Source organism: Pseudomonas sp. NFPP28, assembly GCF_900115535.1.
In the GTDB taxonomy this organism is placed as follows: Bacteria; Pseudomonadota; Gammaproteobacteria; order Pseudomonadales; family Pseudomonadaceae; genus Aquipseudomonas; species Aquipseudomonas extremorientalis.
The window spans coordinates 337,621-355,553 of record NZ_FOWT01000006.1; the positions used below are offsets into that span (position 1 = coordinate 337,621).

18 protein-coding genes are annotated in these 17,933 nt (G+C 61.0%); 9 read left to right on the top strand and 9 right to left on the bottom strand.

The genetic code is table 11. The features are described 5' to 3' along the window. Positions 1 to 597, bottom strand: coding sequence for a septation protein A (locus tag BM110_RS18000; RefSeq protein ID WP_071489418.1), 597 nt, complete (start codon positions 595 to 597; stop codon positions 1 to 3). Positions 598 to 684: 87 nt separating this feature from the next. Here BM110_RS18000 and BM110_RS18005 point away from each other — a divergent pair, with 87 nt between their 5' ends. From BM110_RS18005 to rluB, 5 genes are all read left to right on the top strand, one after another. Next, on the top strand, positions 685 to 1,548 hold the full coding sequence (locus BM110_RS18005) for a PHP domain-containing protein (RefSeq protein ID WP_092246932.1): 864 nt from the start codon (positions 685 to 687) through the stop codon (positions 1,546 to 1,548). Between the two features lie 13 nt (positions 1,549 to 1,561). Continuing rightward, on the top strand, positions 1,562 to 2,191 hold the full coding sequence (locus tag BM110_RS18010; RefSeq protein ID WP_093125290.1) for an L-threonylcarbamoyladenylate synthase: 630 nt from the start codon (positions 1,562 to 1,564) through the stop codon (positions 2,189 to 2,191). A gap of 120 nt (positions 2,192 to 2,311) precedes the next feature. After that, on the top strand, positions 2,312 to 3,010 hold the full coding sequence (locus tag BM110_RS18015; protein ID WP_164365898.1) for a segregation and condensation protein A: 699 nt from the start codon (positions 2,312 to 2,314) through the stop codon (positions 3,008 to 3,010). Positions 3,011 to 3,022: 12 nt separating this feature from the next. Further along, positions 3,023 to 3,943, top strand: coding sequence for an SMC-Scp complex subunit ScpB (scpB, locus tag BM110_RS18020; protein WP_093513919.1), 921 nt, complete (start codon positions 3,023 to 3,025; stop codon positions 3,941 to 3,943). Between the two features lie 187 nt (positions 3,944 to 4,130). Further along, on the top strand, positions 4,131 to 5,342 hold the full coding sequence (gene rluB / locus BM110_RS18025; protein ID WP_093513920.1) for a 23S rRNA pseudouridine(2605) synthase RluB: 1,212 nt from the start codon (positions 4,131 to 4,133) through the stop codon (positions 5,340 to 5,342). Positions 5,343 to 5,536: 194 nt separating this feature from the next. Here rluB and BM110_RS18030 read toward each other — a convergent pair whose 3' ends face one another. Both BM110_RS18030 and BM110_RS29615 read right to left on the bottom strand, forming a co-directional pair. Next, a complete protein-coding gene (locus BM110_RS18030) occupies positions 5,537 to 6,496 on the bottom strand; it encodes a CgnE/CgnB domain-containing protein (RefSeq protein ID WP_093513921.1) in 960 nt (319 codons plus the stop codon). A 72-nt stretch (positions 6,497 to 6,568) separates the two neighbouring features. Beyond that, positions 6,569 to 6,706 carry a hypothetical protein gene (locus BM110_RS29615; protein ID WP_163034543.1) on the bottom strand — a complete coding sequence of 46 codons (138 nt, stop codon included), beginning with the start codon at positions 6,704 to 6,706 and terminating at the stop codon, positions 6,569 to 6,571. Positions 6,707 to 7,344: 638 nt separating this feature from the next. On the opposite strand from BM110_RS29615, the gene BM110_RS18035 reads away from it, so the two are divergent. Both BM110_RS18035 and arfB read left to right on the top strand, forming a co-directional pair. Further along, positions 7,345 to 8,766: an amino acid permease gene (locus BM110_RS18035; protein WP_092246945.1), complete on the top strand. Its 1,422-nt coding sequence runs from the start codon at positions 7,345 to 7,347 to the stop codon at positions 8,764 to 8,766. Positions 8,767 to 8,879: 113 nt separating this feature from the next. Then, positions 8,880 to 9,293, top strand: a complete 414-nt coding sequence (gene arfB / locus BM110_RS18040; RefSeq protein ID WP_093125308.1) for an alternative ribosome rescue aminoacyl-tRNA hydrolase ArfB — start codon at positions 8,880 to 8,882, stop codon at positions 9,291 to 9,293. On the opposite strand, the gene BM110_RS18045 is transcribed toward arfB, so the two are convergent. Further along, the gene (locus BM110_RS18045) at positions 9,290 to 10,486 is read right to left on the bottom strand and encodes an MFS transporter (protein ID WP_093125311.1); all 1,197 of its coding nucleotides are present in this window, start codon (positions 10,484 to 10,486) and stop codon (positions 9,290 to 9,292) included. The two genes, arfB and BM110_RS18045, sit on opposite strands and share 4 nt — an antisense overlap. A gap of 104 nt (positions 10,487 to 10,590) precedes the next feature. Further along, on the bottom strand, positions 10,591 to 10,773 hold the full coding sequence (locus BM110_RS18050) for a hypothetical protein (RefSeq protein WP_093513922.1): 183 nt from the start codon (positions 10,771 to 10,773) through the stop codon (positions 10,591 to 10,593). On the opposite strand from BM110_RS18050, the gene BM110_RS29620 reads away from it, so the two are divergent. Continuing rightward, entirely contained in the window at positions 10,772 to 11,113 is a 342-nt protein-coding gene (locus BM110_RS29620) for a hypothetical protein (protein ID WP_156682176.1), read from the top strand. The genes BM110_RS18050 and BM110_RS29620 overlap by 2 nt on opposite strands. A 12-nt stretch (positions 11,114 to 11,125) precedes the next feature. On the opposite strand, the gene BM110_RS18055 is transcribed toward BM110_RS29620, so the two are convergent. Continuing rightward, positions 11,126 to 11,437: an Mpo1-like protein gene (locus BM110_RS18055; protein ID WP_092246957.1), complete on the bottom strand. Its 312-nt coding sequence runs from the start codon at positions 11,435 to 11,437 to the stop codon at positions 11,126 to 11,128. 160 nt (positions 11,438 to 11,597) lie between these two features. On the opposite strand from BM110_RS18055, the gene BM110_RS18060 reads away from it, so the two are divergent. Next, positions 11,598 to 12,656, top strand: a complete 1,059-nt coding sequence (locus tag BM110_RS18060; RefSeq protein ID WP_093513923.1) for an AraC family transcriptional regulator — start codon at positions 11,598 to 11,600, stop codon at positions 12,654 to 12,656. Here BM110_RS18060 and BM110_RS18065 read toward each other — a convergent pair. The 3 genes from BM110_RS18065 to BM110_RS18075 all read right to left on the bottom strand — a co-directional run bounded on the left by BM110_RS18065 (position 12,613) and on the right by BM110_RS18075 (position 17,769). Next, entirely contained in the window at positions 12,613 to 14,067 is a 1,455-nt protein-coding gene (locus tag BM110_RS18065) for a TrkH family potassium uptake protein (RefSeq protein WP_071489431.1), read from the bottom strand. The genes BM110_RS18060 and BM110_RS18065 overlap by 44 nt on opposite strands. A 177-nt stretch (positions 14,068 to 14,244) precedes the next feature. Next, positions 14,245 to 15,588 carry an imelysin family protein gene (locus tag BM110_RS18070; protein ID WP_093513924.1) on the bottom strand — a complete coding sequence of 448 codons (1,344 nt, stop codon included), beginning with the start codon at positions 15,586 to 15,588 and terminating at the stop codon, positions 14,245 to 14,247. A 129-nt stretch (positions 15,589 to 15,717) separates the two neighbouring features. Next, positions 15,718 to 17,769, bottom strand: coding sequence for a putative bifunctional diguanylate cyclase/phosphodiesterase (locus BM110_RS18075; protein ID WP_092246961.1), 2,052 nt, complete (start codon positions 17,767 to 17,769; stop codon positions 15,718 to 15,720). Positions 17,770 to 17,933: the final 164 nt, after the last annotated feature.

Genomic DNA, 17,933 nt, shown 5'->3' on the forward strand with positions numbered 1-17,933 from the left:
TCAATCCTCGGTTTTCGGAGTGGTAGGGGCGACGTCATGCAGGTGGCGCGACAGATAGATACCCTGGCCGACCAGGAACAGCACGGTCATGGCCAGGCTGCCGAAGACCTTGAAGTCGACCCAGTAGTCCTGGAAGGTAAAGGCCACGAACAGGTTGGCGGCGCCGCAGAACAGGAAGAACACGATCCACGCAACGTTCAAGCGTGTCCACACCGGATCCGGCAGGGTCAGCGCATGGCCCATGATCCGCTTGATCAGCAGACGGTCACCGATGAAGTGGCTGCCGATAAAGACCAGGGCGAACAGCCAGTTCACCACCGGTGCTTTCCATTTGAGGAAGGTTTCGCTGTGGAACGCCAGGGTCAGGCCGCCGAATACCAGGCATGCGACCAGGGTGAGCCATTGGCTTTTTTCCAGCTTGCGCTGGGAGATGAAAATGGCGCCGTAGACGACGATAGAGCTGATGATCAGCACGGCGGTGGCGCTGTAGATGCCCCCGAACGAGAACGCATGACCGGCGATTTCGATGACCCTGGGGTCGAGCTTGGTAACGATGAAAAACAGCAACAGCGGGATGAAGTCGATGAATTGTTTCACAGTAAGAGCCAGAAGCTGGATGTGGCGGCATAATAACAAACATCCTTGGTAGCGAAAGCGCCAGCTGACTTGAGGTTACAGATCCCCGTGAATGTTGATTTGCACTGCCACAGCACGGCCTCCGACGGCGCCCTGGCGCCCGCGGTACTGGTTGCGCGTGCGTTTGAAAAAGGCGTGCGAGTCCTGGCGTTGACCGACCACGACACCCTCGAAGGCCTCGACGAAGCCCGGGAAGCCGCGCATGCCTTGGGCATGCAGTTGGTCAACGGTGTGGAATTGTCCTGCACCTGGGGCGGCGCCACCATTCATGTGCTCGGCTACGGTTTTGATCAAAACGCCCCGCCTTTGGTTGAAGCCATCGCCCAACTGCACGATGGCCGCTGGCTGCGGTCCGAAGAAATAAGCCGCAAACTCGGCCTTAAAGGTATGTCCGGTGCCCTGGACGGCGCCCGCGCCATCCAGCAGGAACTGGGTGACAGCGGTAACGCACCGGCCCGGCCGCACTTTGCCGACTGGATGGTACGTGAAGGTTTTGTAAAGGACCGCGCCGAAGCGTTCCGCAAATGGCTGGGCGCCGGCAAGTTGGGGGATGTGAAGCAACACTGGCCGACCCTGGAAGACACCGTCGAGACCCTGCGCACCTCCGGGGCCTGGGTCAGCCTGGCCCATCCCTGGCACTACGATTTCACCCGCAGCAAGCGCCGCAAGCTGATTGCCGACTATATTGGAGCGGGCGGCCACGCAATCGAGGTGGTCAACGGGCATCAACCCGCCGAACAGGTCGGCAGCCTGGCGATTCTTGCCCGCGAATTTGGTCTGCTGGTCAGCGCCGGCAGTGATTTTCATGGCCCAGGCGGCTGGTCCGAGATCGGCGAGTATCGCCCCGTCCCGGAAGATTTGCCGCTCTTGTGGGGGCGATTCAAGCATGACCCCATTATTGCCACCGTCTGAACAGGTAGAACACGTGAGTCAATTCTTCCAGATTCATCCGGAAAACCCCCAGGCGCGCCTGATCAAACAGGCCGTCGAGATCATCCGCGCCGGCGGCGTGGTGATCTACCCCACCGACTCGTCCTACGCCATTGGTTGCCAGATCGGCGACAAGGGTGCGGTCGAGCGGGTAAGACGCCTGCGTCAGCTGGACGACAAGCACAACTTCGCGCTGATCTGCAGCGACCTGTCCCAATTGGGGCTGTTTGCCAAGGTCGACACCGGCACCTTCCGCCTGCTCAAGGCGCACACGCCGGGGCCCTACACCTTTATTCTCAACGCTACCCGCGAAGTGCCGCGCCTGCTGCTGCACCCCAAGAAGCGCACCATCGGCCTGCGGGTGCCAGAGCACCCCATTGCCCTGGCGCTCCTCGAAGAGCTGGGTGAGCCGTTGATGAGCGTGTCGTTGATCATGCCGGGTAAAGTCGAGCCGCTGTACGATCCTTACGAAATGCGCCGGCTGTTGGAAAAGCACGTCGACCTGATCATCGACGGCGGCTATGGCGGCAACAAGGCCTCCACCGTGATCAACCTGGCCGACGGCGAACCCGAAGTGATCCGCGTGGGTTGCGGCGATCCGGCTCCGTTCATGGTCGAGGCCTGAATGTCGGCCGTGGAAACCGTCGACAGCCAGGCGGGGGCCCAGCAGGAACTGCCGTTTGCCATGGTGTATGGCCAGGCGGTCATGGAAATGCCTCTGGACCTGTACATTCCGCCGGACGCGCTGGAAGTCTTCCTTGAGGCGTTCGAAGGCCCGCTGGACTTGCTGCTGTACCTGATCCGCAAGCAGAACATCAACATCCTCGACATCCCGGTGGCGGAGATCACCCGTCAGTACATGGGCTATGTGGAGTTGATGCAGTCGGTGCGTCTGGAGCTGGCCGCCGAGTACCTGGTGATGGCTGCCATGCTCGCCGAGATCAAGTCGCGCATGCTGCTGCCGCGCTCGGAGACGGTGGAAGCCGAAGAAGATGACCCGCGCGCCGAACTGATCCGCCGCCTGCAGGAGTACGAACGCTTCAAGGCCGCCGCCGAAGGCATCGATGGCCTGAGCCGGGTGGGCCGCGACGTGGTGGTGCCCAAGCTGGATGCCCCCGAGGCCCGTGCGCGCAAACTGTTGCCGGACGTGAGCCTGGAAGAATTGCTGATGTCCATGGCCGAGGTGCTGCGCCGTGGCGATATGTTTGAAAGTCACCAGGTCAGCCGCGAGGCGCTGTCCACCCGCGAGCGCATGAGCGACGTACTGGAGCGCCTCAAGGGCGGTGGTTTCGTGCCGTTTGTCGAGCTGTTCACCGCCGAAGAAGGGCGCCTGGGAGTGGTGGTGACGTTTATGGCGATCCTCGAACTGGTCAAGGAGTCCCTGGTCGAGCTGGTCCAGAATGAGCCTTTTGCGGCTATCCACGTGCGGGCGCGAGCCGAATAACGAGCTGAATCGATGAATCTGACTGAACCCCGCGAACTGGCACCGCTGCTGGAAGCTTTCCTACTGGCGTCGGGCAAACCGCAATCCCTGGAACGCTTGTTCGAACTCTTTGAAGAAGCCGAACGCCCCGAACCGCCAGTGTTCAAGAAGGCGCTGGAGATTCTGCGCAAGTCCTGCGACGGTCGTGCGTTCGAACTGCGCGAGGTGGCGTCGGGTTATCGCCTGCAGATTCGTGAGAAATTTTCCCCTTGGGTGGGCCGCCTGTGGGAAGAGCGCCCCCAGCGCTACTCGCGGGCGATGCTGGAGACCATGGCGCTGATCGCCTATCGCCAGCCCATCACCCGGGGCGAGATCGAGGACGTGCGGGGCGTGGCGGTCAACAGCCACATCGTCAAGACGCTGCTGGAGCGCGAGTGGATCCGCATCGTCGGTTACCGTGACGTGCCCGGCAAACCGGCGATGTTTGCCACCACCAAGGTGTTCCTCGACCATTTCAACCTGAAAAACCTCGACGACTTGCCGCCGCTGGCCGAATTGCGCGAGATGGAAGCGGAGCCGGTGCTCGACTTCGACGATGCCCCGGTGCCGGCCAGCCTGCAAGAGCTCGCCGATGCGACGGCAGAGCCGGAAGAGCCGAAGGACGAAACCAGTTTCCATACCTTGCTGCTGGAACTGGACGACATGGAGCAGGGCATCAAGACCGACTTTGATGACTTGTTGCGTGACGGTGTGACTGAGGCAGAACCCCAGGAAACCGTTGACCCCGAGCCGGAACCCGACCCTGAAGAAGACATCCTCGGCGTCGCTGAAGCCCGCGAAAAACTCCTGGCCGCCGTCGCCGCCCTCGAACAGCCGCCGTTGAGCGACGAAGAAGACGAAGCCCGGGCCCTGGCTGAAGCCATTGAGGCCGAGCGCCGCCAGTTCGAAGATTGACCCGGACCCCACATGGCTCACCGGTCGGCGGAAAAACCGACGACCGGCCACTAATCGACTAGTCTCTGATGCGCAACGCGCGCCATGCGCGTATGATTCGCGACCCTTTGCCGAGCTATTCGGCCAAAGCCCCGCTTTCAACACTCTTCAGGCCATGCCTGAATCGACCCACCGGGAGGTGCTTAAGATGAACGACAAAGACCAGAACGACAGCCAGGAAATCGGCCCAGCAGGCGAAAAACTGCAAAAGGTGCTGGCGCGTATCGGCGTGGGCTCGCGCCGCGACGTCGAAGCCTGGATCACCCAGAAGCGCATCAAGGTCAACGGCGTCGAGGCTACCCTCGGCCAGCGCGTCGACCTGCACGACGCAATCACCATCGATGGCAAGGTCATCAAGCGTGAAGAGGCCGCCGAATCGGTGCGCCGCGTGATCATGTACAACAAACCCGATGGCGAGATCTGCACCCGTGACGACCCGGAAGGCCGTCCGACCGTGTTCGACAAGATGCCCAAACCCAAAGAAGGCCGCTGGATCAACATCGGTCGTCTGGACATCAACACCACCGGCTTGCTGATGTTCACCACTGACGGTGAGCTGGCCAACCGCCTGATGCACCCGTCCTACGAGATGGACCGCGAGTACGCCGTGCGTGTACGCGGCGAAGTCGATGACGAGATGATCGAGCGCCTCAAGGCGGGCGTGGTGCTGGAAGACGGCCCGGCCAAGTTCACCGACATCAAGCAGGCACCGGGTGGCGAAGGTTTCAACCACTGGTACCACTGCGTGGTGATGGAAGGCCGTAACCGTGAAGTGCGTCGCCTGTGGGAATCCCAGGGCCTGGTGGTCAGCCGCCTGAAGCGCGTGCGTTTCGGTCCGGTGTTCCTCAACTCCGACCTGCCGATGGGCCGCTGGCGCGAAATGAGCCAGTACGAAGTCGACATCCTCAGCGCCGAAGTCGGCCTGACGCCGGTGGCGATGCCGCAGATGAATGCCAAGAGCAAAGACAAGCTTGAGCGGATGCAGCGTAAATCGTCGCGCCCGGTGGCGCGCACCGAGCGTGTTGCCCGCACCCTGCGACCTGCGTTGAATGCACCGGCGACTGGCGGTCGTATCTCCCGAGAGCCGCAGATCGAAGGTGAACGCCGCCCAACCGCGCCGTCGCGTCAGGAAGGCGAGCGTGCGCCGCGTGCACCGCGTCCGGCCCCGGCCGGTGGTCGCAGCAACCGGGGTGAAGAGGATCGCCCAGCCGACAACGCCAGCACCAAGCGTCCAGCCAGGCCGGCGGCGAACAAGCGCCCTGGCCCGAAACTGGTCGCGGACGAGCCGTCTGGCAAGCGCCGTGGCGCACCGGCCGGTTCCGGCCAGCGTCCTGGTTTTGGTCGCAAGAAGCCGCAGTGATTTGATCGCCGCATAAAAAACGCCAACCCTCAAGTTGGCGTTTTTTTTTATCTGAATTTGAAATGCATTCAACTGTGGGAGGGGGCTTGCCCCCGATAGCGGTATGGCAGCCACCACATACATCAACTGACCGACTGCCATCGGGGGCAAGCCCCCTCCCACATTCAGATTTTCAGTGTTAGTTAAAGCTTTGCTCAGAACGCAAAGGCCCCGTCAAACACCGGCTTGTCATCCAGCGCCAACACCCCACTGGCAAAGATCAGATCCAGATGATGGCTGCCTTTCTGCCCACCTCCCAGTCCCAGGTGCAACCCGCAATGGCGCTCCTCGAACCCGGCGTTGCGCGCATACAGATCCTTCACCCCTTCATTGGTACCAATCCCCAACTCTTCCACACGCCGGTTCGACGGATTGGCATTCAGGTACTTGTTGAAATCATCGGCCAACCCCGGCACTTCACTGGCCACGCTGCAGATGGTCGAGTTCTCGATCCACAGCTCCAGCGGTGACTCCAGCACGCCGTATTTGCGTGCGAACGGGATAGTGCTGAGAAAGGTGCCGACAAACCGCACCTGGCCATTGATCGCTTCGCTGTGCGTGGCGATCTCACCCGGCGCCAGGTCGTGGTTGCCGACGCCGTTGATATTGGTCCACTTCTTGATGCTGCTCATTGGCGCTTCCAGCCGCGAGCCATGTTTGTCGGTAAAGCTCAGCACGTTGGCCTGGGACATGCGCCGAATCAGCGTGGCGTTGAGGTCGGCGATGCGCTGCGGCTCGACGCTGAAGGTGTCGTAGAAATAGTCGCCGTAATCCTTGAACAGCAGGGATTTTTTCCAGTGCTCGGCCATCACGCCCTGCAGGGCACGGATGAAGTCCGGGCCTTCGGCGCGTGGGTTGGGCAGGGTGGAGGAATCGTAGAGAAACAGGTACAGGTCGCAGGCTTCGATGGCAGTGGCCAGGGTGTCGCTGGCGGCGAGGTCCAGGCGCTGCACCTGGAAGTTGAAACGCGCGGCGCTGCCCTGGGTGATCGCCTGGGCGATGGCGTCGTAGCGCTCGGTATGGCCCAGCAGCACGGTGGGGCGGCTCAAGCCACTGAGGGCCGGATGGTGCGCGAGGTAGTAGAGAAAGTGTTCGACGGCGCGGGCCTTGTCCATGACGTACATCCTTCTGTGCCTTGGGTAAGGGAGCAGGTGCCGAGCGCGGCACCTGCCGGGAGCGTGCCGGTTTTAGAAGGGCCACATCGCGGTGCCAAATGGCACAACGGCATCGGCTTGCATCATCTCAACGGCGGCGTCATGGGTCGGTGCTTCAAACCAGTCGTCGAGTTGCAGTTCGGTTTCCAGGTCGTTTTCCAGTGCTTGCATGGTGTATCTCCTAGAGGACGGTGTTTGAGAACGGCTTGCCAACGGGCTTCGTCAGCAAGTGGGATGAACCTAGGAGAGAGTGTTTCAAAATGCAAAATTTTTATTGACACGGTTTCATTTAGATATTTTGTTCTGTTTTTCCCATTTGATTTTTTCTTGAGTAAATACAGGCGGCTGAAGCGACTGCTGGGTCAGAATCTTCCTACCGTCAATTTTTATGAAGATCATGGCTGTAACGTTAATTTTCCGTGCTGTAACGATTAATTTACGAGTAAATGTCGGCATCATTGACCTTTTTTGCCCTGTAAGAATTACCTGACAGATCGTCGCACTCGCTTTTCGCGGGCGCCTCCAAGCTGTCGAGCGGTGTACAATCCGCCGCGTTTTACTGTGACCCCCTTGCGTAACCACGCAAAAGGACAAGACCTCAGGGTTCACCCACCCTGATCACTCCGCCTGGCCATGAGCCGGACGGGTTCGATTTCGTCACAGATAAAAACAAACAGGTGACGCATGACCGTAAGAAAGACGCTGTACTCCTGGTGCCTGCGCTGGGGTTTGAGCGGCGCTGCTTGAGTCGTTGATTCAACGCAGCAACCTGCAGTCAAAATTCTCAAACCTTGCGTGAGACCCTTTTCATGAGTGGACCCCATTCCTCTTCAGGCGAGCTGAAACGCGGCCTGAAAAACCGGCATATCCAGCTGATCGCCCTCGGTGGCGCCATCGGTACCGGCCTGTTCCTCGGCTCGGCCGGGGTGCTCAAATCCGCCGGGCCGTCGATGATTCTGGGTTATGCCATCTGCGGCTTCATTGCCTTCATGATCATGCGCCAGCTTGGCGAAATGATCGTCGAAGAGCCGGTCGCCGGTTCCTTCAGCCACTTTGCCCACAAGTACTGGGGCGGTTTCGCCGGCTTCCTGTCGGGGTGGAACTGCTGGATTTTGTACATCCTGGTGGGCATGTCGGAACTGACCGCCGTCGGCAAATACGTGCACTACTGGTGGCCGGAGATTCCGACCTGGGTCTCGGCCGCGGCGTTCTTCGTGCTGATCAACCTGATCAACCTGGCCAACGTCAAAGTGTTCGGTGAAGCCGAGTTCTGGTTCGCCATCATCAAGGTGGTGGCCATCGTCGGCATGATCGCATTGGGCAGCTACCTGCTGGTCAGCGGCAGTGGCGGGCCACAGGCCTCGGTGACCAACCTGTGGGAACACGGCGGCTTCTTCCCTCACGGCGTCGGCGGATTGGTGATGGCCATGGCGATCATCATGTTCTCCTTCGGCGGCCTGGAAATGCTCGGCTTCACCGCTGCCGAGGCGGACAAACCGCGCACCGTGATCCCGAAGGCGATCAACCAGGTGATCTACCGCATCCTGATTTTCTACATCGGCGCCCTGGTTGTGCTGTTGTCGTTGACGCCGTGGGACAGCCTGCTGGAGACCCTCAACGCCTCGGGTGACGCCTACAGCGGCAGCCCATTCGTGCAGGTGTTCTCGATGCTCGGCAGTAACACTGCCGCGCATATTCTCAACTTTGTGGTCCTGACAGCGGCGCTGTCGGTGTACAACAGCGGCACTTACTGCAACAGCCGCATGTTGCTGGGCATGGCCGAGCAGGGCGATGCGCCCAAGGCATTGGCCAGGATCGACAAACGCGGCGTGCCGGTGCGTTCCATCCTCGCCTCGGCGGCGATCACCCTGGTGGCGGTGCTGATGAACTACCTGATCCCGCAGCACGCGCTGGAACTGCTGATGTCCCTGGTGGTGGCTACGCTGGTGATCAACTGGGCGATGATCAGCTTCTCGCACTTCAAGTTCCGCCAGCACATGAACCGCACCGGCCAGGTGCCGTTGTTCAAGGCATTGTGGTACCCCTACGGCAACTTCGTGTGCCTGGCGTTCGTGGTGTTTATCCTGGTGATCATGCTGATGATTCCGGGCATCCAGGTGTCGGTGTATGCGATACCGGTGTGGGTGGCGTTTATGGCGGTGTGTTACTGGATCAAGAACAAGCGTCGTGCGCAGCAAGCCTTGGACGCGGCAGTGCCCGCAGTTAAGTAAGCGTAATCCGTGATCAAGCAAACCCGGCCGTGTGCCGGGTTTGCTGCTTAGAGGACGGAGGGAGTGCGCATTCGCGTATCCTTGAGCTTCTCCATTCGAGGTAGCTGCCGCTCATGCTGGTAATTTCCAACAACGTCCACCTGCCCGACACCGAGATCGAGCTGACCGCCATTCGCGCACAGGGCGCCGGTGGGCAGAACGTCAACAAGGTGTCGAGTGCGGTGCACCTGCGCTTTGATATCCCGGCGTCGTCGCTGCCGGCGTTCTACAAGGAGCGTTTGCTGGCGCTGCGCGACAGTCGGATTACCAGTGAGGGCGTGCTGGTGCTCAAGGCCCAGCAATACCGGACCCAGGAGCAGAACCGCGCGGATGCGCTGGAGCGCCTGGTGGAGTTGATCCTCAGTGCGACCAAGGTGGAGAAGAAGCGCCGCCCGACCAAACCGACCCTGGGCTCGAAAAAGCGTCGCCTCGAATCCAAGACCAAGCGCGGCAGCATCAAGGCCGGGCGTGGCAAGGTCGACTTTTAGTCGCCACGTGCCTCACGGGCTTTTGGCGCTTGTCGGTACAGGTAAACACTGAGCAGCAAGCCACCCACGGCGGCGAGGGCGGCGAACAGGAAGATCGACGCAAAGCCGAAGCCTGCCGCCACGGCCCCGGCGAGCGGGCCGGTGATGCCCAGCGACAGGTCGATAAACAGCGAGTAAGCCCCCACCGCCGAGCCCCGGCTGGACGCCGGTACCAAGTTGACGGCTTCGACGCCCAAGGCGGGAAACACCAGGGAGAAGCCAAACCCGCTCAACGCCGCGCCGGCCAGGGCCAGGCTGGCATCCGGGGCGAGCCACAGCAACAGCAGGCCGAGGATCTCCACCGACAGGCAGGCAATCGCCACGCGAAACCCGCCGATCCGGTTGATCAGGTTGCCGAACAGCAGACGTGCACCGATAAAGCTGGCGCCGAACAGGCTCAAGGCCCACACCGCGTTATCCCAGTGCTGGGTGGTGTAGTACAGGGTGATGAAGGTCGCGATGGTGCCAAATCCAATCGAGCCCAGCGCCAGCGCGCAGCCGTGGGGCAATACCCGGCCCAGCACATTCATGAAGGGCAGGCGCACGCCGGCCACGATCGGTGCGGCGACCTTGTTCCAGGCCAACAGCAGGCCGACGATGGCCAGCAGGATGATGCTGACCCCCATGCTCCACAGCCCGAAACTCTTCACCAGCACGACGCCCAACGGTGCACCGACCGCCAGTGCGCCGTAGCTGGCGATGCCGTTCCAGGAAATGACCTTGGCGGTGTTCTGCGCGCCGACCCGGCCGATGCCCCAGCCGATGGCGCCCGAGCCCACCAGGCTTTCCGCGCTGCCCAGCACCAGGCGGCCGATCAACAGGCTGCCCAGGCTCAAGGCCGGCAGGCTGGAGAACCACGCAGCGAGCAGCATGAACACGCCGCTCAGGCCGCAGCCGGCCAGGCCTATCAGCACGGCGCGCTTGCTGCCCAGGTTGTCGATGATCTTGCCCGCGTACGGGCGGCTCAGCAGGGTAGCCAGGTATTGCACGCTGATCACCAGGCCGGCAATCACCGCGCCGTAGCCCAGCTCACTGTGGACATAGCCCGGCAACACGGCCAGGGGGATGCCGATATTCAGGTAGCCGATGAAGGTGAACAGGACGATGGAAACAACTTGCAGCGTGACCGCCATGGGGCGCTGGGTATCGAGCATGGGAGGGGTCCACTGTCGCAGCAGGTAAAGATAGGTTGCTAATGATACCGGTGGTTTGCTTCGCGCAGGGCGCTAAAACACAAAAACCTCGGATCAAAAAGACCTCAGGCGCGCGCAGCGGCCAGCAGTTGGGTGGTGACCAGGGCGGCCAGCGCGTTTTCCTGGGTGCCGAAACGCTTGAGCAGTACGGCCTGTTTCTCCACGCTGAGGCGGTTCCACACCTCGACCATCTGCAGGGCAGCGTCGAGTACAGCGGTGTCCGGGTTGTCGGGGAGGGTATCGGTCATGGCGGGGCCTCGATTCATTCAGGCAGTGTGGAAAGCGCTCAACATTGCGCTTTCCACACGGTCTGGTACGGCGTCAGTCCTGGCTTTTGCTGTCGACTGGTTTGGCTTCTTTTTTGGCCTCAGGCTGTTTATCGCTGGCCTGCTGCGGTGTTGGCTGCTCTGTAGGGTGCAGGCTTGGGAAGGGGAGATTAGGTATCTCGTGCATCGTGGTCGCTCCTCGCAAGGTCTGTTTTTTCAATCGCAGGTGATTCCGCGCTCTCAAAAAGCCTTGGCAGGATACAGCACCGCAAATGACAAAAAGATTTTTATGTCGCCGGATGCAGGAACTTTCATCGTTTAAACGGTCGTTCGCCTAGAACGGCACCTTGCCCAGAATCATGTCGCGGTACATCACAAAGTCCCCCAACAAGCTGTAAAACGGGTGCTGAAAGGTCGCCGGGCGGTTCTTTTCGAAGAAGAAGTGGCCGACCCAGGCAAAGCTGTAGCCGGCAATCGGCAACGCCACCAGCAAACCCAACGAACCGCGGCCGATGGCATACGCCAGAATGCCGATTACCAGCGTGGTACCGATGAAATGCAGGCGCCGGCAGGTACTGTTGGCGTGCTCGGCCAGGTAATAGGGGTAGAACTCAGCAAAGCTATTGAATCGCTTGACGTTTTCCACAGTGGCTGGCCCTTTGATTGTTATGCCGCCCAACAGATGTTCGGCGGGGAGCTTATTTGAGTCTAGAGTGATCAGTAGTAACAGCCAGTGACAATAGATGCCACTTTAGTATCCTTGGCTTCCTGGCTGTCGTTTGAGCCTGCTTTATTAAGAAGACGCCATGAGCGAACGAACAACTTCTGCAAGCTGGGCGATGGGGATAGTCAAGGCACTGGAAATGGACGGCCTGGATTGCCGCGCCTTGTTCAGGCAGTTGGGCCTGGACTACGCCGCCCTGAATGACCCCGATGCGCGGTTTCCACAGGATTGCATGACCCGCCTGTGGCAGCGCGCGGTGGAGCTGTCGGGCAATCCGGCGATCGGTCTGAACATGGGCAAGGTGGTGCGCCCGGCGTCGTTTCATGTGGCCGGCTATGCGCTGATGTCCAGCAACACCCTCGCCGAGGGTTTTATGCGCTTGGTGCGTTACCAGCGCATCATCGCTGAAAGTGCCGACCTGAGTTTCCGACTGATCCCCGAAGGGTATGCGCTGATTCTGACGGTGCACGGGGATCACCTGCCGCCGACCCGGCAAAGCGCCGAAGCCTCGCTGGCCAGTGCCCTGGCGCTGTGTGGCTGGCTCACCGGCCGCACCCTGCAGCCACGCAAGGTGGTGCTGCAAGGTGATCAGCCGGCGGACCTTGGCCCGTACAAACAAGCCTTCCACGCACCCCTGGAGTTCAACGCGCCCTACGACGCGTTGATTTTCGAGCGGGCCGACATGGAAGCGCCGCTGCCCACGGCCAACGAGGCCATGGCGCTGTTGCATGATCGATTTGCCGGTGAATACCTGGCGCGTTTCTCGGAAAGCCGCGTGACCCACAAGGCGCGGCAAGTGCTGTGCCGGCTGTTGCCCCAAGGCGAGCCCAAGCGTGAAGTGGTGGCGCAGACGTTGCACCTGTCCCAGCGCACCTTGCAGCGGCGGCTACAAGAGGAGGGCACCAGCTTCCAGACCCTGCTCGACGACACCCGACGCGAACTCGCCGAGCAATACCTGGCACAGCCGAGCATGACCTTACTGGAAATCGCTTACCTGTTGGGTTTTGCCGACCCGAGCAACTTCTTCCGTGCGTTTCGTCGCTGGTTCGATGCCACGCCCGGTGAATACCGGACGCGGTTGTTGGAATCCTCGGTTGTCAGTGACGCCAAAAAGCCGGAATACACAGAACAAAGACCGTAATGATCTCCAGTCGACCGAGCAGCATGCCCAATGACAGGATCCATTTGGCCGCATCCGGCAGGCTGGCGAAGTTGCCCGCCGGGCCGATGGTTTCCCCCAGGCCCGGGCCGACACCGGACACCGTGCTGGCGGCGCCGGTCAAGGCGGTCATCCAGTCCAGGCCCAGCAGCGACAAAGCGAGGGCGATGGCGCAGATGGTGATGGCGAAGAAAAACGAAAACGTCAGGATCGAACGCACGATCTCTTCGTCCAGACGATGGCCGTTGTACTTCTGCTTGATCACCGCGCGCGGGTGAATCAGCTGGTTCAAGTTGGCTTTGAGCAGGATGTAGGCGACTTGGAAACGGAAGATCTTGATCCCGCCGGCTGTCGAGCCCGAACAACCACCGATAAACCCCAGGTAGAAGAACAGCATCAGTGAGAAGTTGCCCCAAAGGCTGTAGTCCCCCAACGCGAAACCGGTGGTGGTGACCACCGAGGTCACGTTCAACGCCACATGGCGCAGGGCATCGAGCCAATGCAGGTTGGTGGTCCACCAGTACCAGGTACCGAGCACCAACCAGGTCACGATCAGCAAACCGAGCAAGCCTTGTACCTGCTGATCCTTGATCAGTGCCTTGCGGTTGCCGCGCAACGTGGCCACATACAGGGTGAACGGCAGGCTGCCGAGAATCATCACCACCACCGCCACCCAGTGCACCGCCGGTTGTTTCCAATGGGCCAGGGACTCATCCGAGGTGGAGAAACCGCCGGTGGAAATCGCCGACATTGCGTGGTTGATTGCATCGAACAGGCCCATGCCCGCCCACCAGAACGCCAGGCTGCCAAGGATGGTGATGCCCACGTAGGCGGCCACGATCAGCCGCGCCACCATGTGCGAGCGGGGCATGACTTTTTCCGAGCGGTCCGAGGACTCGGTCTGGAACAGGCGCATGCCACCGATGCGCAGCAGCGGCAGGATCGCTACCGCCATGCCGATAAAACCGATACCACCGAGCCAGTGCAGCAGCGAGCGCCACATCAGGATGCCCGGCGACAGGGTGTCCAGGCCGCTCAACACCGTGGAGCCGGTGGCGGTGATGCCGGACATGCTTTCGAAGAACGAGTCGGTGTAGCTGATGTGCTGGGTCAGCAGAAAGGGCAGCGCGGCGAAGACACACACCACCACCCAGCTGCTGACGGTCAGCAGGTACATGTCCCGCGGGCGCAGGTGCACATGCTCGGGGCGACCGGGAATCACCAGGGCCAGGCCGGCGAGAAAGGTGATCATGCTGGCCCACAGGAACGAAGGCAGGTCGCTGGTGCGTTCGAAAATCACCAGGGTGGCCATGGGCACGACCATGGCGATCGCGAGGGTGATCAGGAAGATGCCGATGATGAAACCGATGATACGCAGGGTCGGCAACGCCATGAAATTCGCTCGAGGTAGGGCAGAGGCGCCATTCTACCTGGGGTGCGGGGCATGTAAACCGGGGTTTGAGGCAATGCAGTCAAATGTGGGAGGGGGCTTGCCTCCGATGGCGATGTGTCAGTAAACACCTGCTTCACTGACACACCGCTATCGGGAGCAAGCCCCCTCCCACCTGGATCAGAACTCGTGATCAGCGTTATCCGGGTTCAGGTCGCTGATACCCAGCTTGCCCGCTGCCGCTTCGATCGAGCCAGTCTGCTTGACCAATGCGGCGATGGCGTCGCGCACGATCTGGTTGCCCGCGTCATTGCCGGCCGCGATCAACTGGTCGTAGTGCTCACCCTTGTTGGCGTGGTCCACCATGACCTGGATCTTCGCTTCGGTCGCCGCCAGGTCCGCTTTCAAGGCGGTGTCGGCAGCCGGGTCGGCCTTGGCCACCAGGGACGACAGGCTGGCGCCGGTCATTTTGGTGCCGTCGACGCGGGTGTACTCGCCCAGGTAGACGTTGCGGATGCCCTTGGCGTCGTAGAAGTGCGAGTTGTGGGTGTTGTCGCTGAAGCAGTCCTGTTCGTCTTCCGGCGAGTTGGCTTCCAGGGACACCTTCATGCGCTCACCGGCCAGTTCGCCCAGGGACAGGCTGCCCATGCCGAACAACATTTTGCGCAGGCCGTCGGTGGCAGGTTCTGCCTCCAGGGTGGCGCGGTAGTTGTCTTCGACGTTGGGTTTCCAGTTGCCGACCATTTCTTCCAGATCGCTGACCAGCAGTTGGGTCACGGCACGCAGGTAAGTGCGGCGGCGCTCGTTGTGGCCACCGGTGGCACCGTCGCCCGTCAGGTAGTCCGACGCCGGACGGTTGCCGGCGCCTGGGCCGGTGCCGTTCAGGTCCTGGCCCCACAGCAGGAATTCGATGGCGTGGTAGCCGGTGGCGACGTTGGCTTCGGAACCGCCCAGCTCATTGAGGCTGGCGAGTTTTTCCGGCGTGATGTCCTTCACGTCGACCTTGTCTTCGCCGACCTGGATCTGGGTGTTGGCAATGATATTGGCGGTGGCGCCCGGGTTACCCAGGGCGTGCTCGTAGGACTTGTCGACGTAGTCGATCAGGCCTTCGTCCAGCGGCCATGCGTTCACCTGGCCTTCCCAGTCGTCGATGATGGTGTTGCCGAAGCGGAACACTTCGCTCTGCAGGTACGGGACGCGGGCCGCGATCCAGGCGGTACGTGCGGCTTTCAGGGTTTCGTCGTTCGGCTTGGCGAGGAACGTGTCGATCGCGGTCTGCAGGGTTTTCGCGGTGGACTCGGCATCGCTGTAGACCGCAAATACCATGTCTGCGTAATGCGCGACCACGGCCTTGGCGGCCGCTTCGTCGACCTGACCGGCAGGGGTGGCAGCCGCTGGAGCGGTAGTGCTGGCAGCCGGGGTCGGCGCCTGTGGCGCTGCGGCCTTGTCTTTACCTTCGCCACAGCCGGCGAGAGAAATGGCAATGGCCAGCAGACTGGCGGTGGCCAGGGGCATACGAATCATGGCGAACATCCTGCTTCGGTTGTTGATGGGGCGCGCGGGGGGGAGCGCAAAAACTGCGACATAATGCGAAAGATTTGCATTTTGTGTAAAGGGTTATACGCGGGAAATATTCAGTATCGTTTTGGCCGGTCAAAGAATGACGGCGTTGTTACGCTCCGACTGCTTCAGAAATGCCGCCAACTCCCTGGCCTGCAAGGGTTTGCTGTAGTGGTAACCCTGACCCTCATGGCAGCCCTCGGAGATGATATAGGCCTCCTGCTCAGCGGTTTCCACGCCTTCGGCGATCACCTGCATGCCCAGGCTTTTGCCCAGTTGGATGATCGCGCGCACGATGGTGGCATCGTCGTCATCGTCCAGCAGGTCCTGGACGAAGCTCTTGTCGATCTTGATCTTGTCCAGGGGCAGGCTTTTCAAGTAGCTGAGGGATGAGTAACCGGTGCCAAAGTCATCGATGGCAATCAACGCCCCGGAGCGACGCAGGCTCAGCAGATGCTGGGCTGCGGTGCTGATGTCTTCCATCAGGCCGGTTTCGGTGACTTCCAGTTCCAGGCTGCGCGGCGGCAGGCGGTAGATCTGCATCAGGTTATTGACCACCCGTGGCAGTTCGGTGTGGTGCAGTTGCACGGTGGACAAGTTGACCGCCATGCGCAGGTCGGTGAAGCCCAGGTCGTGCCATTCGCGCAATTGCCGGCAGGCCTGGTCCAGCACCCATTCGCCAATCGGAATAATGGTGCCGTTCTGCTCAGCGAGCGGGATAAACAGGTCCGGCGGTACCAGGCCATGCTCTGGATGCTGCCAGCGGATCAGCGCCTCCACACCGACCACGCGGTGATCGCGGTAGCTGATCTGCGGTTGGTACACCAGGTGGAACTGGTCGCGGCTGAGGGCTTCGCGCAGGTCTTTTTCCAGCTCGCGGCGGCGGCGCATTTCGCTGTCGACGCTGGCGATGTAGAACTGATAGCGGTTGCGCGAACGGGTCTTGGCCAGGGTCATGGTCTGTTCGGCTTTTTGCAGCAGCTTTTCGGTGCTGTCGCCGTCTTCCGGGAACAGGGTGATGCCGATGGTGGCGCGCAGGCGGATACCTTCGTGGTCGAGAGCGAACTCCGCCTCCAGGTCGTCCAGAATGCTTTGTGCCAGTTCGGCGGCCTCGTAAGGCTGGTCGATATCGGCCTGTACCAGGGCGAACTGGTCGCCGCCCAATCGGGCGAGTGCGCCGAGGCGGCCGCTGTGGGCACGCAATCGGTCGGCCAAGGCCAGCAACAATTTGTCACCGGCCTGGTAGGTGAACTGTTCGTTGACGCTCTTGAAGTCATCCAGCCCCACGCACAATACCGCTACGCGCCGTTGTCGACGGCCGGCGTCGATGAGGATCTTGTCCAGTTGCTCCTGCAGTTTCTGGCGGTTCGGCAGGCCGGTCAGGAAGTCGTACTGGGCCATGCGCAACAGGCTGCTTTCGGCCTCATGACGCAAATGGGTGTTACGTTCGATGGATTCGAGCAATTGGTTGGCGGTGTTGATCCACAGCCCCAACTCGTTGCGCTCGTGGCCCTTGAGCTGCGGGATCTTGTGTTCGCTGGGCCGGTCCGGGTTGATCGACGTCAGGTGCTCGATAATCCGTGACAGCGGCTTGGTCAGCAGCCAGTGATAGACCAGGTACAGCACCAGGCCCATGGCCAGGGCACGCAACACCCCGGAAATGAAGATGATCACCGAGTTGACGATAAAGCCCTGGCCATAAGTCGCGGTGTCGAGGGTGATGCTCAGGTCGCCGTAATACTCGCTGTAGGGGCCTTTGCCCACCAGCGCCGTGGTGAAGGTGCGTTCCCGGCCGAGAATCAGGTCAGTCAACCAGCGGCTGGGCGCTTGCTGCAAGGCACGGCTTTTTTCCGCCAGCATGGTTTCGTTGGGGTGGCCGATGGACGCCATGCGCACCGCGTCATCCTGGAACAGGCCCTCAATCACTTGCATGCCCATCTCGCGGTCCAGGCTGTAGACGGCCTGGGTCGAGGGGTCGCGAAACATGTCGAGGATGCGCTGGGCATCACCGGCTACGGCCTGGCGTGTCTTGTAGGCATCGAACACGATCTGCGCCACGCTCAGCACGACGCCCACGATCAATGCCGACAGCAGCACAACCCGTAGCAACTTCACCGACAAGCTGTTTTTGAGTTCCAGCTTCAAAGGGGCATTCCTTGTCTCATGCGGGTGGCCTTCAATATGCCATGAGTATTGGCAATCTGGGGTTGGCAGTCAAAGGGACATTGGGTCAGCCGCAAAAAGGTCATGAGACATGGAACCCTCTCCTTGGAAATGCCCACTCAGGGCGGGAGAGGAATGTGCCTTTC